Here is a 25,281-nt window from a genome sequence, read left to right as displayed (position 1 = left end):
ATATTTATTCTGGAAGTAATTTTACATAACAGTAATAAAGTTACGAACACCCACCATTAAGTGTCATTTCATAAATGAAAACAAGCTGATCTATTGTAGATCAGCTTAGAAGGAAATTTGTAAAAATTAGACGGATTCGTGAAACGATTATTTGAATACAGTATTTCGAAATATCAGAGAGGACGGGGATTTGGAACTACTCTTTCACCGAGGTTATTCTGCTATCAATAAGGCGAGAAACTCTGTAAGAAACAGGATGGAAGCCTTGACGAGGCCAATAACGTGAAGATTGTAAATTCGTTTCTCTCCAATCTGTCATGCAGTAGACATATCCTTTTTTCTTCACATGGGCAAGTCCATGTAGTGTAAGTGCATAATTGATACCTTGCCCGCGATATTGATCTAGAGTACCAGCAACCCCTAATTCAACACAACGATCCGGTACATTCAAATTTACATTACTTTTATCTAAGGGGAAATATCCTTGGAAAGAAACAATTTTTCCATCTTTTAAGGCGATCCAGAAATCGACATCATGATCATCAAGGAGACCTGCATAACCTTTACGTAATTCCTGAGGATCATCACGTAAAGAATAACTAAAAACGGGTGCCTTATTTTGATGAGTTCTAATAATATTTGCAATATCCTCTACCAAACTACGATCTTCTGGGGATGCCAAGCGAATTTCAACATCTGGAATGCTCAAGGCAAAGGGAGATTCCCGATCTTGTAAGGAGAGTAATGCATGTATTTGTTCAAAGCCAAATCCTAAACGGAACCAAGAATGAAGTAATTCCGGTTGACTGGCTGGAATTAGTGCAAAATGACTGAAATATCCCTCATCTACCCATCGTTGAGAAGCCTCTGAATAAAGATCTCTATATAATTCAACGGAGGTATTGTGAGAAATTGCATGACCCTCCAAATTGATCCAGACATGTCGATCCCGAAGAGGATTTTCAATCTTTTGTCCAATTAGGTAACCAATTAATTTACCATCTTCAATTGCTGCGACTCCGCTACTGTTTGGTTTTGACCATATCGTTTTAACAGCAGTCGTTGCATAATTTTCATCTTCACATTCAATTGGTAGTACCGAAAGGATTTCACGATCTAGTTTATGACGTTTGGACAATAGTTGCCCAGCCTCTGAGATTAACTCATCAGTAAATGGTATGAAATACATGAAATGGACACCTCTGTTTTTTATCATCATAAAGCTGCTCTTAATCTATTGCAATTAGTTTCGTTAATCCAATTGGCACTTTAAATTCTTGGGGGAATAACATGGCGAAATTTCGCCCTAGAAGGTGAAGTAAAATTAAAAATTCTCTTCTCAGTTCCTATGAGTGTGGAAAAATTAACAGGATTATAGGTACTAAGCTAGCTATTAGACGAACATTTTGACTGGAAAAGTGTCAGGCGTTGATGATATTTCAGTCGATGACTTGGAGGAGTTTGGAGGTTGGATTTTGCACTATCCAGACAGCAAGTGGAGCCTGGCTGACTGGATCATAGAACACATGCCCGAGCACAGAGCCTACCTTGAGCCGTTCTTTGGATCTGGAGTAGTGCTATTCAATAAACGGTCGGCAACACTAGAGACGCTAAACGATATCGATGGTGATGTAGTCAATCTGTTCCAAATGATTCGTGAACGGACAGATGATTTGGCAAGGATGCTTTACTGGACACCTTACTCCCGTGAAGAATATAAGGCAGTTTACGACCTACCAAACGATGATGTCGATGAATTGCCGAACAAAATTAGTTTAGTGGCTGAACGCCTGTAGGAGATCTAAATTGAGAATAGGCCAGCACTCCAGATCATCGGAAGGTATCGACACGAAGATGTCCTGATTTATGCTGATCCACCTTACATTTTGGGTACAAGGAACGGAGAGATTTATGGGAATGAGATGACGGATGATGATCATTCTGATTTGTTGAAGGCTCTAAATGATCATCCCGGCTCAGTGCTGCTCTCCGGATATGCAAATGAGCTATATATGAGGATTTGCTGAGTGAGTGGCAACTGAAGGAACGCCAGTAGATTATAGAAACGGGGCAAGCGCGGACGGAAGTGCTTTGGATCAATCCAGTGCTAGTTGATCAAGTGGGGCAGCAGACAATCTTCTAGCTGCCCGGCATATAGCGGATGGTTACAAAATGCTCAGGGAGGAAAGTGAAAGCCTTCAATCAAGAAATTAGCAATTTGTAGAGGTACCAACATATCCAAAATCCAAGGAGAATCCAAATGAGAATGAAAAGTACACCTATAATCCAATTTTTCGGTTTACCTTTAGCTAGAAGTTGTTGAGCTTTTTCTCGACAATCACTAATGGTTTGGAAGAGTGTTGCTTCGCTCAACGAAATCATCTCAAGAGTAATGTAACAAACGATATTGTTTCATTCCATTCAACTCCATCAAAAAAACCTGCAGCAAGATAGGTTTAATCTTGTGCAGGTTAACAGTCTCTTAGTGAAATGGTTAGAAAGGTCTTCTAATAACTTTAATTCTCCGTGCTCCATTGCGGATAAGCCTTTGCGCTCGTTGACGGCTGATTCTAACAAGTACTGAAGTATCTGTTGAGTTTTCAACGTCAAAGACTGAGAAAAACCGACCATTAGCGAACAGTACACCTTTAAATTCAACACTCAATCCTGGGCGGGCTCGCGGTCGTGTGTTCTGAATAATAGTACGCATTACACCTGCATTAATGAGTGCCCTCGCCTGTTGGGGCGTTGTACGAACCGCAAAAACGGGGTCAATTTCAACACCAGGCGCCTTTGCTTCCACTTCAACAATTAGGAAAAATCGGTCTCCGATCCGTGCAATGCTATTTGCCCCGATTGTAATCGGCTGTGTTGCCATGAGAGATATCACCTCCTTGTACCAATATATGCAGGAGGTGTTGGAGGGGACAAGGGCATCACTACAATTTTTGATTTTTGGTATTTTGACTAGGATACGTAAGGGATAACGAGTCTTATTTTACTAAATAGTTAGGGAGGAAAGATGGATGTCGAGGACAACAAACTGCCGATATTGCGGGCACAACATCGACGTGGCGATTGCTCTTCACAACACTGGTACGCCATACGTTTGCGCGATTGATCCAGAGGTCATTTGTGAAGCACCCAAAAGGACGATTAAAGCGATTGAGACACGTGCGTAACACATCGGTAAATATGTACAAAACTCCCACACCTTAATAAAGGGTAGGAGTCGGGTAACATACAACGGCATCGATAAACCTTGGATCAATACCATAAAACATCCAGGACCTGCCGTTCCACCGATAGCCTGAAACCCCGTTGTACTCAACGGTAGTTGGATAAAACCAAAATTGTTCTCCATTTACGAGCCAAACATAAGTGTTTTCGTACACACAATCGACAAGATAGGTAGATGGTTGTGGAGGGATGTAAGTTGGTCTGGGAGGGATGAAGCTTGGGGGTGGAGATGTTGGAGCCTGAGCAGGATACGCCATTCGCTTTCCACTCCTTCCTAATCTAATCAGCATAATATTCCTGGTCATTTCGAGGAGTGCGGAGTGTTTCTAAAAACAATACTCGAAATCACAAATATTGGTAAGGAGATTCTTAATAGGGTGGATACAAACCACACGATTTGTAAAGAAGAGGAATGAGCATGCGAGCGATTAGGTTTCGCGCTTGGGATACAGTCCAAGAAAAGATGTTGCCAGTCGAAAAAATTGACTTTAGAAATGATGTCATTTCGTTGGACGAAGGTGATAATGACCTTTTTCACTATGTTCAAATTGGGAACGTTGTCGAAGTCGTTGGTAACATCTACGAAGACCCGATTCCTGTCTAGTAATTTGACAAAACAATCGATTTGGTAAATGGGGAGGTTCTGAATACTCTTGAACGGGCCAAAGAAACCATTCGCGAGTTTGTCTAGAAACAATGAAAACGGTGTGCCCTTTGGAAACAGAGACACACACGTTGCTGTTTGACGAAAAAAGATATACGGTATCACTTATTACTGATAGGAATGATCTTATGTGTTTTGAAATCCCATTTGTATAAATCGGTTTTAACGAGTTTTTCTTCACCACTTGTATTGTCGAGCACACTCGCCCACAACTTTAGACCGCCATAGGAAAAGTCTAGAGTGTGCTTGTCAGGTAATTTCTTTGTAATAAGTTTATCCACTTCAACTAAGCTACCTTGTTGGTATTTCAGTGATGACACCTGAATGTAATCCAGATCGATACTTCCATCTGAATTTGTTTTATCCATCAAGTAATAAACAAGAAACGTCAACACACCTCTTAACGCAATGTAAGAGGTGTGTCTATTATCAAGCTTTGTTAAAACAATTTATTTGTCTAGTAGGGAACCGTCGGGAAATGCATTCTTTAGAGAGTCAGCAAGTACAATAATTTTATTCCAATCAAAATTGTATTTGTTAAAAACAGATGCGCTTGTGATGCCGCGCTTAATGACTCTTCCATTTTCTTCATCCAAAAGGTAGACAGTTGCACTGCTTTGGAACTTTATCAGTTGAGCATTTTCACCAATGACTGGCCCATCGGGAATACTGCTAAGAGACGGATATTCCCTAATACCATCCCAATTATTAAATAATTTAAAATAAACTTCGGCACTAACAATGCCTCTTTTTTTACCATCCATGACCAAATATACTGTTGCACTGTTAGTTTCTTTCACCCGAAAACCATTCAATAGATGTGGATCTATTGCTTTTGCTTGAATTGACTGACTTGACTTTGGAGAATGAGAGGTGGCAGTCGTCTTATTTGACTCAGCATACGATGGTGTAGCCAACATACTAGCTAAAAGTAATGTAGCAGATAGGCAAGACAAAGTGCGCTTCATAAAAAAACAACTCCTTAATTTGTAATTTATTTCCAATTCAATATGAATTTCTTGACTATCAATTGTTTTCCTTTGGATGTACGGAAGGGATTGTTACAAAAATGTGAATACTAAAATTTTTGTAGAGTTATTTTTTTAGGGGGATGCTGCCCAACGCGCGGGTCCGAAAAGCTATCTCATTACATTGGCGGTATTTATGAGTGTGCCTTGTGTACACGTTCGACTTGGTGAACGAGAGATTTGAACACAGTCCACCCATCCTCCCTTTTCTTCCCTTGGTCGGAAGGAAGGGTTTTTTATGTTCTTTTGCATTAGATTACCCTTTTATTACCATTTATGTAAATGCATTAGCATATCGTGATATAAGTCGTAATAAGATGGATTTGTAACAAAATCCATGAAGATCGAGAGGGATACTATGAAATTTGGGAAATGTGTTAGGAATGTGCTAATGGTAGGTGCCCTGCTTGTCACCTCCGTATTGCCCATGGCGGCACAGGCGGCGCAAGCAGAGGAAAATCAAGCGGAGGCGACAGCGGTATCCAATTACAAAATTATTGGCTACTATCCCTCATGGGGGGCTTATGGACGAAACTACAATGTAACGGATATCGATCCCAATAAAGTAACGCATATTAACTACGCATTTGCGGATATTTGCTGGAATGGCAGACACGGCAACCCTGATCCAACGGGGCCCAATCCACAAACGTGGGCTTGCCAGAATGAAGTAGGCAATATTAATGCCCCAAATGGTACGGTTGTTCTCGGAGATCCATGGATTGATGTGCAAAAATCCTTTCCAGGAGATACGTGGGATCAGCCGATCCGCGGAAATTTGAATCAATTGGCAAAATTGAAGCAAAAAAACCCTCAATTGAAGACATTGATATCGATCGGGGGCTGGACGTGGTCCAATCGTTTCTCTGATGTAGCGGCAGATCCGGCTGCACGGGAAGTATTTGCACAATCTTCGGTAGATTTTATCCGGAAATATCAGATGGATGGGGTCGATCTCGATTGGGAGTACCCAGTTGAAGGAGGCTTGCCTGGAAACAGCAAACGTCCAGAAGATAAGCAAAATTATACGTTGTTGCTACAGGCTGTCAGAAACAAACTCGATGCGGCTGAGGTAACGGATGGCAAACAGTACTATTTGACGATTGCCTCTGGTGCCAGCCCTAGCTATGCAGCAAATACAGAGCTTGGAAATATTGCCCGGGTTGTGGATTGGATCAATATTATGACCTACGACTTCTATGGAGCCTTCCAAAAGCAGACTGGACATAACGCTCCGTTGGCCTATGATCCAGCAGCAGGAGCAGCTGGTTTGCCAAATGCTCAAACCTATAACATCCAAACAGCTGTAGAGGGTCATCTTCGTGACGGTGTTCCTGCCAGCAAGCTCGTTCTCGGACTTCCATTTTACGGAAGGGGCTGGTCGGGTTGCGGAACGGCTAACAATGGAGAATATCAAAATTGCACTGGGCCTTCAGTAGGAACGTGGGAACCTGGCATGCTTGACTTCACGGATATCCAAAATAATTATGTAAACAAAAATGGCTTCACACGCCACTGGAATGACGCGGCAAAAGTGCCTTACCTCTTCAACCCTGCTTCGAAAACATATATTAGCTATGACGATGTGACTTCGATCGGACACAAAACCTCTTATATTACATCCAAAGGATTGGCAGGCGCAATGTTCTGGGAATTTAGCGGGGACCGTAACAAGGTTCTACTGGACAAAGTGAATGGCGATCTTCTGGGCGGGACAGCTCCAGTCGACAATGTACCGCCGACAGCTCCAGCCACTCTCCAAGCGACTGCAAAAACAGCTACAAGTGTTAGCCTGAGTTGGGGAGCTGCTACCGACAATGTAGGGGTTACTGGCTATGAAGTATACAATGGCACTCAGCTTGCGAAAACGGTAACCGGTACAACTACGACGATTAGCGGGCTTACAGCTGGCACTACGTACCAATTCACGGTGAAGGCGAAAGATGCAGCGGGTAATTCCTCAGTAGCAAGCAATGAGGTAACGGTTACGACGGATACGATTCAGCCAGACAATCAACCTCCAAGCACACCTACCAATCTAGTTGTAACAGGGAAAACAGGCACGAGTATCAGCTTGAGCTGGGCTGCTTCTACAGACAATATCGCGGTGACGAATTACGAGGTTTACAACGGGACAGCATTAGCAACGGATGTAACGACTACAACTGCAACTGTCACAGGACTCACGCCTAACACGTCTTATACCTTCTCGGTGGTAGCGAAGGATGCAGCAGGTAATTCTTCTCAGAAAAGCATCGAGGTCGTAGGCGTGACAGATGCTGCAAATCCGGGAACTCCAGCATGGGCTCCAAATGTAAGCTACGTACCTGGTGACCTGGTTAGCTATCAAGGCAAGGTATACAAATGTCTGCAACCACACACTTCTCTCGTAGGGTGGGAGCCATCAAATGTAGCGGCTCTCTGGCAAGTTCAACAGCAAGCGGCAGTAGAAGGAGTCGATGGTTATGTAGATGAGGAGATTTTGGAGGAAACCGAAGGAACGGAAGGAACAGAAGAAACGCCAGAAACAGAAGGAAATGCAGATACCCAATAAGTAAGGAAGGGGCTGTCCCTCTAGTCATAAATGACGGAGGAACAGCCCCTATTTGTTCGTTTGGAAATTAAGCAAAGGCTTTTAACAGTTGGAGGACTAATGGAATAAGATCTCCAATAAAAGTAAGAATCGCAATTGCAGTATTCATAGAAGCCCCTCCTTAAAATTCCAAATTCACTATTATTATATTAATGTTCATAATAGTAATCAAGAAATATTTTCCACTCATGTCGAATTAACAAAGTGGCTTATGTAAAAAAGTGATAGAATGCGTTGATAACAATAACGATTTGTAATGCAACCAGTCCAAAAATAATAACAGCCCAGTCTCTGTTCTTTTTCCATTCCAATACGCCTTTCGAGGCACAGATAACGACAAGGCCTACCAATGCTAATAGCTGAAAGAAAGCGACACTTGTCAGTAGTGCTAAAATTCCAATGACAACAACAACAGTTGCAGTCGCTTTAAACCAAAAGGGCTGCTCACTCATACTAACGCCCCATTTCCCTTTTTTGTAAATTTTAACATACATAAGAAATAAGCCAAGCCATAAGGCCCAGTTGGGGACTTAAATGAAAAGCAAAGGGGAGTATTCCGACTTCTTACCAAGGCAGGCACAGCGTTCCTTCGATTCATCGGAGGAATGTTTTTTTATGTAAATTTTTCGGGATAATTGAAACAAAACAGATTGAGGTTCGAATAATGAATGCGAGAAAGCAAATATGAACAGACGAGAGGAAGAGAAATGATGAAAAAAGTTACGCACGCTGTGTTCCTCCTGATGGCTGCAAGTATTGCGATGTCATCTTCTAGTGGTGCACTGGCAAGGGAGAACACGCTGGAAAAAATAAAAGTAGAGCAAATGACACCTGAAATAAACAAACTGGTAGAAAAAGGGGTTATGATTTTGCAAAAGGGGATGTCTTTTTTGAAGAATAAACTGGTGAAAACCCGTGATTATCAATTATTTCTGGAAAACAAAGAAATGGGAGGGACGTACTAATTATTCGTGGAGAACGGACGACGGATGGATTGGGAGCATGCTAATCGAACCGGAGACAGGTTCAATTGTGAACTATCATGTCATCGATACTCGTGTGTCAAAGACCGCTACTAAAAAATTGACGCAAGAGCAAGGGATTCCTGTAGAGGATTGGCTGACGCATATCTCGATCAACGGTAGCAATGGGAAAGTCATGGGGAGCGATCTCAATGAAAAGGTCGATGGAGTAATGACTGATCCGAAGAAGGCAATCTCCCAGGAACAAGCTGCAGCCGCTTTACTCAAGAAATATCCATTGCAGTTACAGTATATCTTGCAAGAGGAAGGCAAAGCTTCTCTCGTTTATACCCTGCCTATGTTATTCGATGCAAAAATAGATGCGCTGACGGGTGAGTTTTATACCTACGGCCCACAGAATAAGAATAAGCAAGAAGAACCTCCTTCTCCACCAGCTTGGCTTCCACATCGTCCTCATAATAGTAATGGTACGTTAGTTCATAGTGGGTGGAGCGGTTTTTCCAGATAAGAGTGGCTAATGGGCCGTTGTAACCGAACTTGGCGGGGCCATTCTTTAGTGGAATGGTTTTCGTTTCATCGTAGCCTCCTATAAAGTCTCCAGAGCTATTAGAATCCAAGGTGAGATAGGCACCCAAGGCGATATAGTATATCAGCTTGATTGTTGGCGAAGATATATGGAATATTCAATCAGAAAAAATTGATTGAAATCTAAGAAAAAACGAAATTGACACAAAATACAAATTTCAGTATGATCACTTTATAAAGTCATTGGAAAAACAAAGGATGAACGAATACGATGCGCAGAACTGGAGATCTGAAACTAATCCAAGAGCTCAATCGCTTTATTATACTCGACACTATTCGCCAGTTTGGGCCCATCTCGCGAAGTGATATCGCCAAAAAGCAGGGCATCAGTCCAACTACAGTCACCTCGGCAGTCAATGAGCTGATCCGTGACGGCATGGTTGCAGAAGATGGGACAGGTGAGTCAAAGGGTGGCCGTAAGCCTATTATGGTTCGCTTCTGTCCAGACGGGAAGTTTTTGATTGGCGTCTCTATTACGAATACAGCGATTACGATTGCGGAAATGAATTTGGAAGCGGCTACAAAGCAAAAGAAAATCTATCCGGTAAAAGCTGGTCAAGTGAGTGACCTGATCATCCAGTATGTACTGGATTCGATTGAGGACTTTCTCCAGTCAGTGGATGATGTTAGTCGTTGTCTAGGCATTTCCATCATCGCACCAGGGATTGTCGATGCAGCGAGTGGGGTCATCCGCTTCAACTCCAAGCTGCGCTTGCATGATGTTCCGTTAAAGGACATGGCAGAAGAACGTTTTGGGCTAAACACATGGCTCGACAATGATGCCAATGCAATCGCGCTGGCAGAAAAAAACTTTGGTGGTGGACTGAATGCTGACAATCTCCTGTTTGTTACCGTAGGAGAAGGGGTTGGTTCGGGTCTCGTTGTAAACGGTTCCATCTTCCGCGGAAGCCGAGGTGGAGCAGGTGAATTCGGGCATACGACAGTCGATCGAAGTGGGATGCGCTGTGACTGCGGCAACGTCGGCTGTTTGGAAAACTACGTGGCGTGGCCAGCCATTTACTCAGGCATATTGTCCGCCGTTACACGCGGAAAAGAAACGCTCGTCATGGATTTGGCTGACGGAGATATGACAAGAATCACATTTGATGTCTTTCGCCAAGCACTGCATCAAGGGGATCAAGTATGCCAAGACATCGTCGACGAAATCGCTTCGTACTTGTCGATCGGCATTGTGAATCTGGTGAATTTGTTCAACCCGAGCCTAATCATTCTGGGTGGAGAAATGATCCGAGACAATCAAGTGTTGTTTGATCGCATCCAAAAACAAGTGATGGCTCAAGCGATGGGGACGATGGTCGAAGGGCTGGAATTCCGTCCAACTGTATTGGGAGCTGATTTCGAGGTCAAGGCTGCTGCTGCTGTTTTGTTACAAGAGGTTTTTCACTTCAGCTTGTAACATCTTTTTTACATTCTTTGTTTGGTCATTGGAAAAAGAAAGTTTTCATCCATTAAAAATCGTTGAAAGGGGGCGAGTCGAAAAGGGAAGCGTGTCGTGTTTGGCAATGTTTTGGGGGTAAAAGAGGAGAACGTAAATCGAGGAGGGATTTCTGATGAAGAAGTTGGTTTCGATTGCAATGGCTGCTCTCTTGGTAGCAGTGGCAGGATGTTCGGGCGGCGGACAGAGCTCCGCACCAGCTGGAACGACTGGCAGTGCTGCTTCAGGCGAAAAGGTAACGCTCACATATGCACTGTGGGACAAAAACCAATTGCCTGCGATGGAGGAAATCGCGAAAAAGTTTAACGAAAAGAATCCGAACGTGGACATCAAAATCGAGCTAACGCCTAACAAGCAATACTGGACAAAGATGGAGGCAGCCGCAACGGGTGGCACCTTGCCAGACATTTTTTGGATTAATGGTCCACGTATTATTAAATACGCAGCGAATGACATGCTCTTGCCGCTTACAGATCAAATTAAGGCAGATAGCATCGATCTGAACAATTATCCGAAAGCTCTCGTTGATCTCTACACCTACGATGGACAAAACTACGCGCTACCGAAAGACTTCGACACCATTGGCCTTTGGTACAACAAGAAGTTGTTTGATGACGCAAAAGTACCATATCCAGACGAAACCTGGGATTGGAACAAGCTGAAGGAAGCAGCAAAGCAACTGACTGATGAGAAAAAAGGCGTTTGGGGAATTGCAGCACCTCCTTATGGACAAGACGGCTTCTATAACACGATCTATCAAAGCGGTGGCTATATCATTTCGGAAGACAAGAAAACGTCCGGCTATGACAAACCGGAAACGATCGAAGGCCTCAAGTTTTGGACAGACCTGATCAACGAAAAATCATCCCCAACAGCAGCGCAATTGTCCGAAACAGAGGCAACACAGCTGTTTGAATCAGGCAAGATCGCGATGATGTACAACGGATCATGGATGGCATCCGCTTTTAATAAGAATGAGTATACAAAGGACAAAGTGGACGTGACGTATCTTCCAAAAGGGAAAGAGAACACAAGCGTCATTCACGGCCTGGGCAACGTGATTTCGGCTAATACCAAACATCCGAAGGAAGCATGGGAATTCGTGAAATTTTTGGGCTCGAAAGAAGGGGCAGAAATCCTGGCAAAATCGGGTGCTGCGATTCCGGCATTTAACGGAACACAGGATACATGGGTACAATCCATGCCGAACTTTAATCTGAAAATTTTTATTGATCAGGCAGCTGCAGCAAAACCATATCCGATCTCGAAGGACACAGCAAAATGGGCCAAGCTGGAAACAGAGCTCATGACCAAGGCTTGGGCTGGTCAAATGAGCGTAGAGGATGCTTCCAAAGAGCTCGCACAAAAAATGAACGAAATGCTTAGCCAAGAATAAAAGCTCCATGATGGATGGCTTCGCATCATGGACGAGGCCATCCTTTTTTGAAAAGCTTATGTAAGGAGGGAATGAATGCGATGAGCAGCCAGTTGCAGCCTGAAATGCACGCCGCCGTCCAGCCAAAAACGAAAAAATCGTTGAATCGCATGAAGAGAAGTGATTGGTTCTGGGCGTATCTCATGATTGCTCCCACACTGATCGGGTTGGGTGTCTTCTACTTATGGCCGATCGTACAAACCATTTATTTGAGCTTTACCAAATGGGGAGGATTCGGCAAGTACAAGTGGGCTGGCTTACATAATTACGAGTTGTTGTTCAAGGACCCTTACTTGTGGATCGCGCTGAAAAACACGCTGATTTATACAGTGATCGCAGTTCCTGTCGGTATCGCTATCTCCATTTTTATCGCTGTGCTGCTTAATCAGAAAATTAAGGGTATTACGATTTATCGCACCCTGTACTTCCTGCCCGTTGTGACGATGGCGGCAGCGGTGGCGATGGTGTGGAGATGGTTGTACAACGCTGACTACGGTCTGATCAATTATTTGCTGGGCTTGGTAGGCATTGAGGGCCCACGCTGGATATCTGATCCCGCCATTGCTTTGTATGCGGTGATTATCGTTGCCGTTTGGAGCTCCATCGGATACAACATGGTGATTTTTCTGGCCGGATTGCAAGGGATCCCGAGAAGCTATTACGAAGCAGCAGAAATTGACGGAGCGGGACCGGTTCGTATGTTTTTCAAGATTACGTTGCCGCTGTTGACTCCATCGATCTTTTTCGTCAGTATCACTTCCTTGATTGGGGCTTTTCAAGTATTTGACCTGATTTATCTGATGCTCGGAAGCAAAATGGGCAATCCGGCGACTGAGCAAACGCAGACGATGGCGTACTTGTTCTTTACGAATGGATTTGAATCAGGGAACGGTGGCTATGCGGCCGCAGTTGCTGTCGTGCTTCTGGTGATGATCCTGATCGTCACTGCTATTCAAATGAAGTTGCAGAAAAAATGGGTTCACTATGATTAATCAAAGCTGAACAGACGGGAGGGATATGGAATGAGTGTTTATACGAGTCGGAACAAAATGGGCAAGAAGCTGTTGATTCATCTGCTGTTGATTGCAGGTGCTCTCGTGATGATTGCGCCATTCGTCTGGATGGTCCTCACTTCTCTCAAGTCACTAGGCGAATCGACACAGGTGCCTCCAGTCATTTTGCCGACCAAGTATCAATGGGAGAATTACACCCATATTTTTGAGATGCTGCCCTTCTTGGACTTTTATTGGAATACCGTGATCACAACCGCGGCGAAGGTAGTCGGACAAGTATTCCTTTGCTCGCTTGCGGCATACGCATTCGCGCGAATTGAATTTCCAGGGCGAAACGCCTTGTTCATCTTGTTCTTGACCGTTTTGATGGTGCCAGGTCAGGTGTTTCTGCTTCCGCAATTTATGATCATGAAAGAGCTTGGCTGGCTGAATACGTTGACAGCATTGATTGTACCAGGATTGTTTAGTGCATTTGGAACGTTTCTTCTGCGCCAGTTTTTCATGTCGCTGCCAAAAGAACTGGAAGAAGCGGCGAAGCTCGATGGCTGCAACCATTTTCAGATTTACTGGAGAATTATGCTGCCGCTGGCGAGGCCCGGCTTGATCGCACTCGCCATTTTCGTAGCGTTGTGGTCTTGGAACGACCTAATGTGGCCGCTGATCGTCAACAGCACGCCTGATAAAATGCCGCTCTCCGCTGGTTTGGCGTACTTGACGGGCGAGCACACCAATTTGACGAATTACCCGATTTTGATGGCGGGCTCCGTTCTTGCCATTTGGCCGATGATCATCGTCTTTATTTTCTTGCAGAAGCATTTTGTCGAGGGAATTACCCTAACTGGGTCCAAATAGTACAAGTTCAAAAAAAGGAGTGAAACCATTATGCATCATGTTCTGGTAATCGGAGCAGGAACCATGGGGACTGTTCACGCGAAATCGTATGCTGCCATGGAAAACGTCAAGCTGGTCGGGATCGTCGATATCCGCAGCGAGAGAGGAAAAGAGCTGGCAGCAGAGACAAAAACAGAATGGTTTGAAAGCTATGAAGAGGCTATGGAAAAATTGGCGCAGGTCGACATCGTAGACGTGTGTTTGCCTACGTACCTTCATAAGACTTATGTGAAAAAGGCTGCGGATGCAGGCAAGCATGTCATTTGCGAAAAGCCGTTGGCTCGTGATAAGGAAGAGGCTCGTTTTATCGTTGATTATTGCCGGGAGAAGAACGTCAAGCTGTTCGTTGGACACGTCCTGCGATTCTTCCCGGAATACGAAAAGTCCCGTCAGCTGGTTAATGATGGTGCGATTGGTAACGTTGGTGTGGCACGTACGTTCCGTGGTGGTATTTTCCCGACAGCGTGGAACGACTGGTACGCGGACTACAAAAACAGTGGCAGCCTTGTATTAGATATGATCATTCATGATTTTGACTTTTTGCGTTGGTGCTTCGGGGATGTGGAGCGTGTATACGCGAAAGGCTTGCTTGGTCGAGGTTTTGCCCGGATGGATTACGCACTGGTTACGCTTCGCTTCAAGAACGGCATGATTGCACATGTGGAAGGCTCGTGGGCACACGAAGGCTTCGCGATGAAAATGGAGCTGGCAGGGAAGGAAGGCATCATTTCCTACGACAGCTCGAAGGAAAAACCGCTCGTGGCGGTTAATCGCTCGAAGCAAGCAGGCATGAGCGGAGTCGCAGTTCCGGAGAGTCCGTTGCGTGAAAACCCGTATTTTAGAGAATTGAAGCATTTTATCGAGTGCATCGACCGTGATCTGGAGCCACTCGTGACGGCAGAAGACGCCGTGAAAGCGGTAGAAATCGCTCGTGCTGCGCTTGTGTCAATCGAAACGGGTAAACCCGTAACTTTGGTGTAGGAGGGGACTAGACATGAAACTCGGAATCATCAGTGTTGCACATATGCATGCATACAGCTATGCAAATGCGATTGCGAAAGTAGATGGGGTTCAATTGGTCGGAGTAGCAGATGAGGATGAAGTACGCGGAAAGGCGGCGGCTGAAAAGTTTGGTGTTCCGTTCTTCTCCGATTATCACGAGCTGCTCGCAACGGATATCGATGCGGTCATCGTCACCTCGGAAAACGCCAAGCACCAAGAGCATACGTTAGCGGCAGCGAAGGCTGGCAAGCACATCTTGTGCGAAAAACCGCTGGCGACAACAGCAGAGGCTGCTCAAGAGATGATCGACTTTTGCCGCGAGCAGGGCGTTATTTTGCAGACGGCATTCCCAGTGCGATTCCATCCGGCTGTTGTTCGAGCAAAGCAATTGGTGGAGCAAGGCAAGGTCGGACGTATCATGGCGATCCGGGGTACGAACCGTGGACAAAATCCTGGTGGTTGGTTCGTCGATCGGGAAAAATCCGGCGGAGGCGCAGTGATCGATCACACGGTTCACGTTGTTGATTTGATGCGCTGGTTCATGGACTCTGAAGTGCGTGAGGTTTACGCGGAGGTAGACAGCAAGTTTTCCGATACGCCGATTGATGATTGCGGCATTTTGACCATGGAATTTGAGAATGGGGTATTTGCTACACTCGATTGCAGCTGGTCTCGCAACAAAGCCTTCCCAACATGGGGCGACGTGACGATGGAAATCATCGGGACAGAAGGCACGATTTCGCTCGACGCTTTTTCTCAAAAGCTGGATGTCTATTCCAATGAAAAAGGCTTGAAGTGGGTCAACTGGGGCGATGACATGGACAGTCAATTGGTCAAAGATTTCGTCACCAGCGTACGTGAAAAGAAAGCGCCGTCGATTACGGGTGAAGACGGCTTGCGAGCTGTGGAAGTAGCACTCGCAGCTTATCAATCTGCTGAACAGAAGCAACCAGTCGTATTACGCTAGGACGGTGAATGACGCATGAGTGTACGTGTAGGCATGATCGGCGTAGGTGGAATCGGGCAGCATCATCTGAAAGGCTTATTGACGGACGAAAGGGTAAAGGTCGTTGCGGTGTGCGACGTGAACCAAGAGGCGGCTGCAGAGACTGCTGAGCGCATTGGTGCGCATGGCTACACCTCTTGGCGTGAGCTAGTAGAGGCAGAAAAGCTGGATGCTTTGTTTGTGTGCGTCCCACCTTTTGCGCATGAAGAGATTGAGGAAACGGCGGCGGCGAAAGGCATTCATCTGTTTGTGGAAAAGCCAATTGGGCTGGACATACAGAAAGTGAACGAAAAGCAAGCAGCGATTGAAAAGGCAGGGATTATCACCGCGACTGGCTATTGCCTACGCTATCTAGATATCGTGCAGGAAGCAAAAGCGTACTTGGAAGGCAAGTCGATTGCACTCGTTCGTGGCCATTATTTGACTAAGTTCGTCACGACACCTTGGTGGAGGGAAATGGGCAAGTCAGGCGGACAGCTTGTCGAGCAGGCGACACATACATTGGACATGATGCGGTATTTGGCCGGAGATATCGAGAAGGTCTATGCGCAGATGGCCTTGCTCGCCTCGCGTGACATTCCAAACATCGATATTCCAGACGTGACATCCATCAGTATGGTGTTTCAGTCAGGGGCGCTAGGACATCTGGATACGTGCTTCATCCAGCAGGATCACCGTACAAATGTAGAAATCTTGGGTAAAGATTTCCGCGTCATGATTGACGGGAAGCAATTAGCGATCATGGATGAGCAGGGAGCACGTACTCAAGAGAGCACAGTGGATATGTACGTGGAGCAAGATCGAGCGTTTATTACAGCGATTTTGACAGGGGATCGCAGCTTGATTCTGTCGCCTTATGAATCAGCGAGAAAGACGCTAGAAGTAACATTGGCAGCGAATCAGTCGGCACAAGAAGGAAAGCCTGTCACTATTTTGAGAAAAGGGGAGTGAGGCGCATGGCTTTTCAAAAGGGAATCAATGCTTGGTGCTTCCCAAAGGAAACGAGCGTACAAGAAATGTTTCGCCAGGCGAAAGCGCATGGCTATCAAGGGGTAGAACTGAATTTGGAGGAGGGAGATGCACCCTTTCATCTAGAGATGACAGAGCAGGAATGGAAGGGGCTGGCAGACGAGGCTCGTGAGCTCGGTTTGGAGCTGCCAAGCGTTTCTACTGCCCTTTTATGGAAATATCCGTTGACACACAATGAGGAAGCGATCCGCGAGCAAGGTATTCGCGTTGTCGAGAAAATGATAGAGGCGGCAAGTATTTTTGGCTCACGGACCGTTCTCGTCGTCCCAGGTCTCGTAACGGCTGAGGTGTCGTATGATAAGGCCTACGAGCGGGCGCGTGAAGCATTGCAGCACTTGGCGAAAAAGGCGGAGCAGCATCAGGTATACATCGGAGTAGAAAACGTGTGGAACAAGTTTTTGCTCAGTCCACTGGAGATGGCCCGCTTGATCGATGAAGTAGACAGTCCTTGGGTAGGCGCTTATTTTGATGTAGGCAACGTGCTGCAATTCGGTTTTCCTGAGCAATGGATTCGCATTTTGGGTAAGAGAATCCAAGCTATTCACGTCAAAGATTTCAAGACGTCGACAGGCAACATCACAGGTTTCGTGCCGCTGCTCGCTGGCGATATCCCATGGAACCGCGTGGTGGAAGCGTTGCGTGAGATCGGGTATGAAGGCTACATCATCCCGGAAATCTCGCCATACAGCCAGTTGCCTGAGCAATTGATCGCGCATACGTCCCAAGCGTTGGACGCCATTTTTCAATCGTGAATGGACAACAAGGATGTGAAGCGGAAGATGAATCAAGACAAACCATATGCCATCGGGATTGATCTGGGTGGTACAAAAATCATAGCCGCGATCGTCGACCAGCATGGCAACATCCTCAGGCAGGCGAACGCAGCGACCCAAACAGAAGAGGCAGCTCAGACAGTCATCGGACGCATCGGTGATTTGGTGCAGACTGTCCTAGACGATAGCGGAATCAATCTCTCTCGCATTCGCGGGATCGGGATTGCAACTGCGGGAATTATTGATACGCAGCGCCAAATGGTCATCTTTGCGAGCAATCTAAACTGGAGCGATGTGCCGATTGGCGCGATACTTCAGGAGCGGTTTGGCGTAGCTGTGCAATTGATCAATGATGCCAATGCAGCAGCGGTAGCAGAATGGGCGTTTGGAAGTGCACGAGGTACGAAAGACTTGATCTATGTAACGGTCAGTACGGGTGTTGGTGCTGGCATTATCAGTGGAGGACGGCTGATTACAGGTGTTGGCGATAGTGCCGGGGAGTTCGGGCATATTTCGCTTGATCCCGAAGGACCGTTGTGCGTGTGCGGGAATAGAGGGTGCCTGGAAAATTACACGTCTGGGCTGGCTTTGGCAAGTAGAGCTAGGGAACAGCTACTACAGGGTGTTACAAGCTCGTTGCTCGTTGAAAATGGGAATGACCTGAGCAGGATAACGGCTAGAGAGGTCGGAGAGGCAGCGATTCGGGGCGATTTGCTCAGCATGACCTTGATGAAGGAAGCAGGTTATTATCTCGGGGTCGGACTGACCAATCTGATCCATCTGTTCAATCCGCAGGTGATCGTCATTGGTGGCGGTGTGATGAAGAACGGACAGTTGCTGCTTGCGGAAGCAAAGAACGTCATTCGCGAGCGCTCCATCTCTAGGATGGCAAACCAAGTGAGCCTCCAGATGACGACAATTGGAGCGGAAGCAGGGGTGCTCGGTGCTGCAGGCATGTATTATCCGTCCGAGCGTGAAATGGTTGAGGTATAACGAAACGAAAGTACGAGAAGCCGATGTTTGGTAGACATCGGCTTTTTCCTGTTCCGTGGACAGTGCGAGTCATAGGAGCCTAGACCTAGATTCTATCTATTGGTAAAATATTGATTGGAAAATCTTCACATAACTTGATAGAGAGACTGACGGAGGGGAATAGTGCTACAAAAATGGGATGATTTTTTATCGTTGAGTCTAATGGATAAGAAATATCAGGTCTCTACCATTACAATCGAAGAAGGTCAAACCCTCGATTTTAGTCACGATTTTGGGAACACGTACTTTTAATGAGTGTTTTGGCCTTTAGACTCATAGGGTTTTCCAGCGCGATTCATGTATCATAATACTATGGCACGTTTTGGCAGGAAAAACAGGTCAAACGTAATAGAATTTGTGGGTAAAGGGGTCGCAGCATGAAAGGAAAAAACAAAAGCATCATGATCGTCATGGCTCTGGTCATCGTCGCATTGCTGGGTTACGCAGGCTATCGTTTCTTTGGTCCTGTGACACTGGCGGAAGGGTATTTGTACGAAGACGATACACGCATGCTATACACGAGTGTCACGGTAACTAACGAGAAAGTAAACGTAGAAATGACAGATTCTATCGTCGAAACGGAAGACAGCATCCCTGTTCTAAAAACCGAGTCGATCTTGCTGGAGGGAACTATGGATGGGAAGCAGCTGACCCTCAAAAATCCGGCAACTGGCCAGGATATCATCGGCACAGTGAATGGTGACGAGCTCCAATTTGACGGGCTGCTTATGGAAGAAAATAAGGGACTGACGAGTCTTGTTGCTACAAACAAAAGCGCGTTCGAGAGCAAGTTGGCGACATTAACCAAGCGCATCAACGAGGAAGCAGAAGTAAAAAAGAAAGAAGTAGCAGAACAAAGAGTCAAAGAAGCAGCGCGTGTCGACTTCGCCAAAAAAGTAGAACAGACAGGGAAGCTAGAGGCTGATCTGATTGAAACGGCAAAGTATTTGGACGAGCTGCAATTTACGGATGAAGCGCAGTTTTCAAATGATCAAATAGCGGAGCTACAAAGACTGTTGGAAGAGATTCGGACCTATTCGACGCAGCCAGGCTTGAGCAAAATGGAATTCGAGGTCATGCAAGGAACGCTGGGCAGTATGAAGGTGTTGGTCGATGGGATGAACACCATGGATGGTTCGATCCAGGATAAAAACAAAAACATGCAGGAAATGATCGCCATCATGGAGACCGATATGAAGAATATCCAAACGATATGGGCGGAAATCAAAGCGAGCGTGCCGGATGCCGAGAAACGGGAAAAAGCAATCCATGCGGCAGTCAAGACGGCGACTGATTCAATTGCGGAGGCGAAGCAGCGCCAAGGCTCGGTAGACAAAAGCGGACAAGCAAAAGTGAAAGAAACTGCGAACAGCCTGTATCAACAAGCGGTGAATGTACTGAATCAGACAAAAGAAAAGTATGGTTTTTAGACAGGAACAAGGCTCTCATTCGAGAGCTTTTTCCCATTTGAGCACCCTTATCGTTTTCAGGTCGAAAAAATTGTATTATTCTTATAGTATTACTAAGAGATAATCATAAGGCAAATTTTCCAGGAGGAGTACGATGAGCGTCTACCAGAACATTACCGAATTGATTGGAAATACGCCGATTGTTCGACTGAGGCGCATGGTTCCTGAAGGAGCAGCAGAAGTTTTTGTGAAGTTGGAGAAATTCAATCCATCCGGGAGTGTGAAAGACCGCGCTGCCTACAATCTGATTTTGACGGCTGAGCAAGCAGGACTGATTCAACCGGGGGATACGATCATAGAGCCGACGAGCGGAAATACCGGAATCGGCTTGGCGATGAATGCCGCAGCAAAAGGCTATCGCGCGATTTTGGTCATGCCTGACAATATGTCGAAGGAACGGATCAATATTTTGAAAGCGTATGGGGCAGAGGTTGTCTTGACTCCGAGCGAGCTGAGGATGCCGGGGGCAATAGCCAAAGCGCAAGAGCTGCAAAAAGAGATTCCACGCAGCTTTATACCTCAGCAATTCGAGAATCAGGCAAACCCGGACATCCATCGAACGACGACAGCTGAGGAAATTTTTACGCAAACGAATGGTCGACTGGATGCGTTTGTCGCCACAGCGGGGACGGGGGGAACGATTACCGGAACAGGCGAAGCGTTGCGGGAAAAGCTCCCGGAGCTGTATATCGCTGTCGTCGAACCAAAAGGCTCCCCGGTTCTGTCTGGCGGAAAGCCTGGTCCACATAAACTGGTCGGCACGAGCCCTGGTTTTGTTCCACAAATCCTCAATACAAGCATTTATAATGAAATCATTCAAATCGCAGACGAAGACGCCCTACAAAGCATGCGGCAGCTTGCAGCGTTGGAAGGGATTCTCGTCGGGCCTTCATCGGGTGCCTCGGTCTTTGCTGCCATCATGATTGCCAAAAGGCTGGGAGTGGGTAAGCGGGTCGTTTGCATTGCGCCTGACACGGGGGAGCGGTATTTGAGTATGAATCTTTTCTAATTAGGAGAAAAGGCGATGAGCAACGAAAAACACGCGCTGATCATCGGGGCAGGCTTGAGCGGGCTTGCATCGGCGCTTGCCTTGAAGCAAAAGGGTTGGCAAGTGACGCTTTATGAGCAGGCAAAGGAGCATAAAGGCATCGGTGCTGGAATCGTTTTGGCTGCCAATGCGATGAAGGCATTGGATAAGCTGGGAGTTGGACAGGAAGTACGCGAGCTTGGGGCAGCTGTCCGTTCAGCACGAATTCGCGACTGGAAGGGAAATTTGTTAGTCGAGCTGCCTGTCGCGGAACAAGCAGAACGGTACGGGGCTGATAGCTACTTAATTCATCGGGCTGATCTACAGCAGGCTCTTTTGGCGAAAATCTCGACGCATGAATTGGTTCTCGGCAAGCAGTTCGTTTCTTTTTCTCAAGAAGAAGGAAGGGTTTATGCCGCTTTTGCAGACGGGTCAAGTACACATGGAACGATTCTGATCGGAGCGGACGGGATTCACTCTTGTGTGCGGAAGAGCCTGTTCGGTGAAGAGTCTATGAGATACTCCGGGTACACGGCGATTCGCGGGATTGCTACTTACCAAGACCCTCGTTATCCGCTGGAATCAGGAGGAGGCTTTGAAGCATGGGGCAGGGGGATTCGTTTCGGGTTTTCCCATATTGGCAACAATCGAATACATTGGTTTGCCGCCATCAATGCACCTGAGGGAGAAAAAGATGGGCCGCTGGGCCGGAAGCGAGAGACGTTGCGCCGACTGGATGGCTGGTATGAGCCAGTACGTGCAGTGATTGAGGCGACAGAGGATGTAGCCATCTTGCGGCATGATATATACGACCGTGCACCACTCAGGAGATGGAGTCAGGGCCGGGTTACATTAGTGGGCGATGCGGCACATCCGATGCTACCAAATCTGGGGCAAGGAGCGGGTCAGGGAATGGAAGACGCACTCGTGCTGGCCAGATGCTTGGCAGTGGCAGATCATACAGACTCGGCTTATGCTTTGCACATGTATGAAGAGCTACGGAAGAAGCGGGCGAATGCGATTGTGAAAGGTTCCCGCTTGATGGGGGCAGTCACCCAATGGGAAAATCCGTTGGCCATCGCGGCTCGTCATTTTATGCTAAAAACGATCCCTGCCCGTATCCAGAGCAGAAGACTGGACTGGATTGTTGGACACGAGGTGTGAATATGGCGCAGAAAAAAGGCAAGGGACAAGAGGCCCTTGCCTTTCAACTTTGTTTGATTATTGATGACGTGCCTGATAGGCAAGCAACGCTGCAATGAATAACTGACCGGTTTGAATCATGGAGCGCTCATCGACATCGAATTTGGGATGGTGATGCGGATACGTCGCCTGAATCTCCGGGTTGCGTCCACCGACCATGAAGAAGGTAGCGGGGCGCTCTTGGGCAAAGTAAGCAAAATCCTCTCCGCCCATGCCAGGTGGGATTTTCAAAACGCGCTCCTCACCAAAAATACGTTTGGCTTCTGCTACAAACAGCGGAGTCTCTGTCTCATCGTTCCAAGTAGCTGGGTAGCCGCGTTGGTACATGATTTCGCAAGTAGCGTCTACGGCCTGGCAGCTGGCTTCCACGATGCGTTTCAGAGATTGCTCGACCGCGACTCTCACTTCCTCGTCATACGTACGGACTGTGCCCTTTAGCCTTACTTGATCAGGGATGACGTTGAACGCCTCGCCCCCGCCCACGAAGGAGCAAACAGACAAAACGACTTGTTTCAGCGGATCTACCTGACGGCTGGCAATCTGCTGCAAATTCATGACAACCTGACTTCCCAATACGATTGGATCAACGGAGGTATGAGGATAAGCACCGTGTCCGCCTTTTCCGTACAAGACGATCTCGAAGCTATCTGCTGCTGCCGTAATGTAGCCATGACCAATCCCGACAGTGCCTACGGGAAGCTCGGAGGCGACATGCGCGCCATACACGACATCGACTCCTTCGAGGCAACCCGCCTCTACCATGGCTTTGGCGCCACCAGGTGGCAGCTCTTCCGCGAACTGATGCAGGAATACCACATTTCCTGGGAGCTCATCACGGAACTCGCTCAACACTTGTGCGACTCCCAAAAGTCCGGAGGTATGTATATCGTGACCGCAGGCATGCATAACGCCTGGAATGCGGGACTTGTACGGTACTTCTTTTTCATCTTGAATGGGCAAGGCATCGAAGTCAGCGCGCAACGCAACTGTTTTTCCTGGCTTTCCACCCCTCAAGAGACCGACAACACCCATGCCGCCGACACCGGTTTGTACTTCTATACCAAAAGAAGCCAGCTTGTCCGCAACTTTCTTCGCTGTGTTTTCCTCCTGAAAGGAAAGCTCGGGATACATATGCAAATCACGTCTGAATGAAACAAGCTCTGGATAAATCTCCTGCAGTCGGGCAAACCATTTTTCTTCCATCGAACCCACTCCTTTTTCCTAGGGAAAGAGATTGGTATTTCGTATTCGTCTTATTATAAAAATATTCCGAATCATATTTCAATGTATGATTTCGAGAAGTATAATGAAGCTAAATTCATATTATGTAGACATTTTCAGTAGAAATCTCTAGAATATTAGAGAGACATGTTCAAAAAGTCGTGTTTTTAGTACAACTGCGTAATCAAAAGACGACTTTTTGAACAGATGGATTGAGGAGATTATGACGAGTCCAATACAACCAAAAAATCCTAGAGTTCTAATCATTATGCTCGTTTCTGGCATCCTTGTTTTGATCTTGACTTGTGTAAGCATCGCGATTTCCTATTTCAATACGATTCAATCCGTCCGACTCTCCATTGCGAATCAAAGCATGAAAGCTGCTTCTACGGTAGCAGACAGTCTAGATGTTGACGCGTATCAGGAGTTTTTACGAAATCCGGTAAAAGAGACGCCCGCCTATAAACGAATCGAACAGCAATTGAATCTAGCGCGTGAGCAGTTCGGTCTGCTGTATTTATACACGATTCAAGTCAATGAAGACAGGCAGAGTGGTCGCGCGATGATCGTCGCAAGACCTCCAAGTGCGCAGCAAAATTTTGATATCGGTATGCCTATTGTTCTATCTTCTGAGCACATTCAAATGATTTACGAAGGATCATCAGCGTACTACTCAGATATTATCAGAGATCCAAATTACGGGGTCTACATGTCTGCGGGTGCGCCGCTTAGAGATAGAGAAGGAAGAATCATCGGAATCATCGGAGTAGATACGGACGTAGCCATCATCGAGGACATTGGAAATGATGTCGTTCGTAGCAGCATTCCTGTTTTTGCGATTCAAGGTTTGTTTGTCGTCGTACTCATCTTCCTGGTTCTTTGCATGGAACGCTGGTACCAACGCGCCATCAAGGCAGCAGTTGGCGAGACGGAAGAAACCTATCAGGATGAATTGCGCTCAGTCATTTGTTCGATGCGCTCCATACGCCATGATTTCGTCAATCACATGCAAGTGCTCTACGGTTTGATCGAATGCGGATATTATCCAAAAGCACGAGATTACGTGCAGTCGTTGCTGAAGGAAACCAAGCTTCTGGACCTCACCGTGAGGTTTGCGAACCCTGCCTTAATGGTATTGCTTCACACCAAATGGGAGCAGGCTAAATCCAAACAAATCGTGATGCAATTTGAAGAATGTTCTGATCCACTCGATAGCATTCCATCCATTGATCTGATCAAAATTTTATCGAATCTTATTGATAATGCGATTGAAGCGGCGGAGTTAGCGGATGGGGAGAAACGAATCAGCATTTATTTTTGTTGTGATGAAGAACACGTTATTTTCCGAGTGGAAAATACAGGACCGGAAATATCGCCAGAACAACGTGCACGTATTTTCGAGAATGGCTATACAACGAAAACAGAGAAAAAATGTGGCTCTCGTGGAACGGGTCTGACGATCGTAGATTCAGTTGTTCACAAGTACAAGGGGAAAATTGAGGTTTGGTCCGAGCGGGGAATCACGAGATTTACCGTCCGGTTGCCAGTGAAATAGGCTCGTAACGAAAACGATTCTAGGATGATAAGAAAAAGCCGTCAATGATTTGACGGCTTTTTGCTTTTGCGAGTCA

Annotated in this window: 26 protein-coding genes; 20 read left to right on the top strand and 6 right to left on the bottom strand. The window is 46.4% G+C overall.

Annotated elements, in window-relative coordinates; genetic code table 11:
* Nucleotides 1-196 precede the first annotated feature (196 nt).
* On the bottom strand, nt 197-1,189 hold the full coding sequence (locus ACFVS2_RS11445; RefSeq protein WP_390233875.1) for a GNAT family N-acetyltransferase: 993 nt from the start codon (nt 1,187-1,189) through the stop codon (nt 197-199).
* A gap of 286 nt (nt 1,190-1,475) precedes the next feature.
* On the opposite strand from ACFVS2_RS11445, the gene ACFVS2_RS11440 reads away from it, so the two are divergent.
* Both ACFVS2_RS11440 and ACFVS2_RS11435 read left to right on the top strand, forming a co-directional pair.
* The gene (locus ACFVS2_RS11440; RefSeq protein ID WP_390233872.1) at nt 1,476-1,796 is read left to right on the top strand and encodes a DNA adenine methylase; all 321 of its coding nucleotides are present in this window, start codon (nt 1,476-1,478) and stop codon (nt 1,794-1,796) included.
* Between the two features lie 9 nt (nt 1,797-1,805).
* Complete coding sequence (locus ACFVS2_RS11435; RefSeq protein ID WP_390234523.1) at nt 1,806-2,027, top strand: DNA adenine methylase; 222 nt, start codon at nt 1,806-1,808, stop codon at nt 2,025-2,027.
* 467 nt (nt 2,028-2,494) lie between these two features.
* Here ACFVS2_RS11435 and ACFVS2_RS11430 read toward each other — a convergent pair whose 3' ends face one another.
* On the bottom strand, nt 2,495-2,878 hold the full coding sequence (locus ACFVS2_RS11430; RefSeq protein WP_390233869.1) for a hypothetical protein: 384 nt from the start codon (nt 2,876-2,878) through the stop codon (nt 2,495-2,497).
* A gap of 148 nt (nt 2,879-3,026) precedes the next feature.
* Here ACFVS2_RS11430 and ACFVS2_RS11425 point away from each other — a divergent pair, with 148 nt between their 5' ends.
* Together ACFVS2_RS11425 and ACFVS2_RS11420 are read left to right on the top strand one after the other, a co-directional pair.
* Nucleotides 3,027-3,182, top strand: a complete 156-nt coding sequence (locus tag ACFVS2_RS11425; RefSeq protein ID WP_390233867.1) for a hypothetical protein — start codon at nt 3,027-3,029, stop codon at nt 3,180-3,182.
* Between the two features lie 476 nt (nt 3,183-3,658).
* Nucleotides 3,659-3,844, top strand: a complete 186-nt coding sequence (locus ACFVS2_RS11420; protein ID WP_390233865.1) for a hypothetical protein — start codon at nt 3,659-3,661, stop codon at nt 3,842-3,844.
* 161 nt (nt 3,845-4,005) lie between these two features.
* Here ACFVS2_RS11420 and ACFVS2_RS11415 read toward each other — a convergent pair whose 3' ends face one another.
* Nucleotides 4,006-4,296, bottom strand: a complete 291-nt coding sequence (locus tag ACFVS2_RS11415) for a hypothetical protein (protein WP_390233863.1) — start codon at nt 4,294-4,296, stop codon at nt 4,006-4,008.
* A gap of 57 nt (nt 4,297-4,353) precedes the next feature.
* Complete coding sequence (locus ACFVS2_RS11410) at nt 4,354-4,872, bottom strand: hypothetical protein (protein ID WP_390233860.1); 519 nt, start codon at nt 4,870-4,872, stop codon at nt 4,354-4,356.
* A 397-nt stretch (nt 4,873-5,269) separates the two neighbouring features.
* On the opposite strand from ACFVS2_RS11410, the gene ACFVS2_RS11405 reads away from it, so the two are divergent.
* A complete protein-coding gene (locus tag ACFVS2_RS11405) occupies nt 5,270-7,486 on the top strand; it encodes a glycosyl hydrolase family 18 protein (protein WP_390233857.1) in 2,217 nt (738 codons plus the stop codon).
* 248 nt (nt 7,487-7,734) lie between these two features.
* Here ACFVS2_RS11405 and ACFVS2_RS11400 read toward each other — a convergent pair whose 3' ends face one another.
* A complete protein-coding gene (locus tag ACFVS2_RS11400) occupies nt 7,735-7,977 on the bottom strand; it encodes a hypothetical protein (RefSeq protein WP_390233854.1) in 243 nt (80 codons plus the stop codon).
* Between the two features lie 258 nt (nt 7,978-8,235).
* Here ACFVS2_RS11400 and ACFVS2_RS11395 point away from each other — a divergent pair, with 258 nt between their 5' ends.
* From ACFVS2_RS11395 to ACFVS2_RS11330, 14 genes are all read left to right on the top strand, one after another.
* Nucleotides 8,236-8,490 carry a hypothetical protein gene (locus ACFVS2_RS11395; protein ID WP_390233852.1) on the top strand — a complete coding sequence of 85 codons (255 nt, stop codon included), beginning with the start codon at nt 8,236-8,238 and terminating at the stop codon, nt 8,488-8,490.
* 37 nt (nt 8,491-8,527) lie between these two features.
* Nucleotides 8,528-9,016 carry a PepSY domain-containing protein gene (locus tag ACFVS2_RS11390; protein WP_390233849.1) on the top strand — a complete coding sequence of 163 codons (489 nt, stop codon included), beginning with the start codon at nt 8,528-8,530 and terminating at the stop codon, nt 9,014-9,016.
* Between the two features lie 288 nt (nt 9,017-9,304).
* Nucleotides 9,305-10,510: an ROK family transcriptional regulator gene (locus ACFVS2_RS11385; protein ID WP_390233847.1), complete on the top strand. Its 1,206-nt coding sequence runs from the start codon at nt 9,305-9,307 to the stop codon at nt 10,508-10,510.
* A 154-nt stretch (nt 10,511-10,664) separates the two neighbouring features.
* A complete protein-coding gene (locus ACFVS2_RS11380) occupies nt 10,665-11,945 on the top strand; it encodes an ABC transporter substrate-binding protein (RefSeq protein WP_390233844.1) in 1,281 nt (426 codons plus the stop codon).
* 71 nt (nt 11,946-12,016) lie between these two features.
* Nucleotides 12,017-12,976, top strand: a complete 960-nt coding sequence (locus ACFVS2_RS11375) for a carbohydrate ABC transporter permease (RefSeq protein ID WP_082195893.1) — start codon at nt 12,017-12,019, stop codon at nt 12,974-12,976.
* A gap of 30 nt (nt 12,977-13,006) precedes the next feature.
* On the top strand, nt 13,007-13,849 hold the full coding sequence (locus ACFVS2_RS11370; protein ID WP_173619037.1) for a carbohydrate ABC transporter permease: 843 nt from the start codon (nt 13,007-13,009) through the stop codon (nt 13,847-13,849).
* Nucleotides 13,850-13,879: 30 nt separating this feature from the next.
* A complete protein-coding gene (locus ACFVS2_RS11365; RefSeq protein ID WP_007726915.1) occupies nt 13,880-14,869 on the top strand; it encodes a Gfo/Idh/MocA family protein in 990 nt (329 codons plus the stop codon).
* Between the two features lie 13 nt (nt 14,870-14,882).
* Nucleotides 14,883-15,857, top strand: coding sequence for a Gfo/Idh/MocA family protein (locus tag ACFVS2_RS11360; protein ID WP_390233840.1), 975 nt, complete (start codon nt 14,883-14,885; stop codon nt 15,855-15,857).
* A 15-nt stretch (nt 15,858-15,872) separates the two neighbouring features.
* Complete coding sequence (locus ACFVS2_RS11355; protein ID WP_390233837.1) at nt 15,873-16,847, top strand: Gfo/Idh/MocA family protein; 975 nt, start codon at nt 15,873-15,875, stop codon at nt 16,845-16,847.
* 5 nt (nt 16,848-16,852) lie between these two features.
* Entirely contained in the window at nt 16,853-17,677 is an 825-nt protein-coding gene (locus ACFVS2_RS11350; protein WP_390233835.1) for a sugar phosphate isomerase/epimerase family protein, read from the top strand.
* A gap of 27 nt (nt 17,678-17,704) precedes the next feature.
* Nucleotides 17,705-18,691, top strand: coding sequence for an ROK family protein (locus tag ACFVS2_RS11345; RefSeq protein WP_390233833.1), 987 nt, complete (start codon nt 17,705-17,707; stop codon nt 18,689-18,691).
* A 416-nt stretch (nt 18,692-19,107) separates the two neighbouring features.
* A complete protein-coding gene (locus ACFVS2_RS11340) occupies nt 19,108-20,160 on the top strand; it encodes a hypothetical protein (protein ID WP_390233831.1) in 1,053 nt (350 codons plus the stop codon).
* Nucleotides 20,161-20,293: 133 nt separating this feature from the next.
* Nucleotides 20,294-21,208, top strand: coding sequence for a cysteine synthase A (gene cysK / locus ACFVS2_RS11335; protein ID WP_390233828.1), 915 nt, complete (start codon nt 20,294-20,296; stop codon nt 21,206-21,208).
* A gap of 15 nt (nt 21,209-21,223) precedes the next feature.
* On the top strand, nt 21,224-22,390 hold the full coding sequence (locus tag ACFVS2_RS11330; RefSeq protein WP_390233825.1) for an FAD-dependent monooxygenase: 1,167 nt from the start codon (nt 21,224-21,226) through the stop codon (nt 22,388-22,390).
* Nucleotides 22,391-22,447: 57 nt separating this feature from the next.
* On the opposite strand, the gene ACFVS2_RS11325 is transcribed toward ACFVS2_RS11330, so the two are convergent.
* On the bottom strand, nt 22,448-23,632 hold the full coding sequence (locus ACFVS2_RS11325; RefSeq protein ID WP_390233823.1) for an amidohydrolase: 1,185 nt from the start codon (nt 23,630-23,632) through the stop codon (nt 22,448-22,450).
* Nucleotides 23,633-23,873: 241 nt separating this feature from the next.
* On the opposite strand from ACFVS2_RS11325, the gene ACFVS2_RS11320 reads away from it, so the two are divergent.
* Nucleotides 23,874-25,205, top strand: coding sequence for a sensor histidine kinase (locus tag ACFVS2_RS11320; RefSeq protein WP_390233820.1), 1,332 nt, complete (start codon nt 23,874-23,876; stop codon nt 25,203-25,205).
* Nucleotides 25,206-25,281: the final 76 nt, after the last annotated feature.

This window comes from Brevibacillus sp. NPDC058079 (assembly GCF_042885155.1).
Lineage (GTDB): Bacteria > Bacillota > Bacilli > Brevibacillales > Brevibacillaceae > Brevibacillus.
This window is presented reverse-complemented; position numbering and strand designations above follow the sequence as displayed.

Excerpts from the sequence above, each read along its gene's own strand:
- ACFVS2_RS11445 (WP_390233875.1), bottom strand. The coding sequence starts at position 1,189 with ATGTATTTCATACCATTTACTGATGAGTTAATCTCAGAGGCTGGGCAA.
- ACFVS2_RS11430 (WP_390233869.1), bottom strand. The coding sequence starts at position 2,878 with ATGGCAACACAGCCGATTACAATCGGGGCAAATAGCATTGCACGGATC.
- ACFVS2_RS11425 (WP_390233867.1), top strand. The coding sequence starts at position 3,027 with ATGTCGAGGACAACAAACTGCCGATATTGCGGGCACAACATCGACGTG.
- ACFVS2_RS11420 (WP_390233865.1), top strand. The coding sequence starts at position 3,659 with ATGCGAGCGATTAGGTTTCGCGCTTGGGATACAGTCCAAGAAAAGATG.
- ACFVS2_RS11410 (WP_390233860.1), bottom strand. The coding sequence starts at position 4,872 with ATGAAGCGCACTTTGTCTTGCCTATCTGCTACATTACTTTTAGCTAGT.
- ACFVS2_RS11405 (WP_390233857.1), top strand. The coding sequence starts at position 5,270 with ATGAAGATCGAGAGGGATACTATGAAATTTGGGAAATGTGTTAGGAAT.
- ACFVS2_RS11400 (WP_390233854.1), bottom strand. The coding sequence starts at position 7,977 with ATGAGTGAGCAGCCCTTTTGGTTTAAAGCGACTGCAACTGTTGTTGTT.
- ACFVS2_RS11395 (WP_390233852.1), top strand. The coding sequence starts at position 8,236 with ATGAAAAAAGTTACGCACGCTGTGTTCCTCCTGATGGCTGCAAGTATT.
- ACFVS2_RS11390 (WP_390233849.1), top strand. The coding sequence starts at position 8,528 with ATGCTAATCGAACCGGAGACAGGTTCAATTGTGAACTATCATGTCATC.
- ACFVS2_RS11385 (WP_390233847.1), top strand. The coding sequence starts at position 9,305 with ATGCGCAGAACTGGAGATCTGAAACTAATCCAAGAGCTCAATCGCTTT.
- ACFVS2_RS11380 (WP_390233844.1), top strand. The coding sequence starts at position 10,665 with ATGAAGAAGTTGGTTTCGATTGCAATGGCTGCTCTCTTGGTAGCAGTG.
- ACFVS2_RS11375 (WP_082195893.1), top strand. The coding sequence starts at position 12,017 with ATGAATGCGATGAGCAGCCAGTTGCAGCCTGAAATGCACGCCGCCGTC.
- ACFVS2_RS11370 (WP_173619037.1), top strand. The coding sequence starts at position 13,007 with ATGAGTGTTTATACGAGTCGGAACAAAATGGGCAAGAAGCTGTTGATT.
- ACFVS2_RS11365 (WP_007726915.1), top strand. The coding sequence starts at position 13,880 with ATGCATCATGTTCTGGTAATCGGAGCAGGAACCATGGGGACTGTTCAC.
- ACFVS2_RS11360 (WP_390233840.1), top strand. The coding sequence starts at position 14,883 with ATGAAACTCGGAATCATCAGTGTTGCACATATGCATGCATACAGCTAT.
- ACFVS2_RS11355 (WP_390233837.1), top strand. The coding sequence starts at position 15,873 with ATGAGTGTACGTGTAGGCATGATCGGCGTAGGTGGAATCGGGCAGCAT.
- ACFVS2_RS11350 (WP_390233835.1), top strand. The coding sequence starts at position 16,853 with ATGGCTTTTCAAAAGGGAATCAATGCTTGGTGCTTCCCAAAGGAAACG.
- ACFVS2_RS11345 (WP_390233833.1), top strand. The coding sequence starts at position 17,705 with ATGAATCAAGACAAACCATATGCCATCGGGATTGATCTGGGTGGTACA.
- ACFVS2_RS11340 (WP_390233831.1), top strand. The coding sequence starts at position 19,108 with ATGAAAGGAAAAAACAAAAGCATCATGATCGTCATGGCTCTGGTCATC.
- cysK (WP_390233828.1), top strand. The coding sequence starts at position 20,294 with ATGAGCGTCTACCAGAACATTACCGAATTGATTGGAAATACGCCGATT.
- ACFVS2_RS11330 (WP_390233825.1), top strand. The coding sequence starts at position 21,224 with ATGAGCAACGAAAAACACGCGCTGATCATCGGGGCAGGCTTGAGCGGG.
- ACFVS2_RS11325 (WP_390233823.1), bottom strand. The coding sequence starts at position 23,632 with ATGGAAGAAAAATGGTTTGCCCGACTGCAGGAGATTTATCCAGAGCTT.
- ACFVS2_RS11320 (WP_390233820.1), top strand. The coding sequence starts at position 23,874 with ATGACGAGTCCAATACAACCAAAAAATCCTAGAGTTCTAATCATTATG.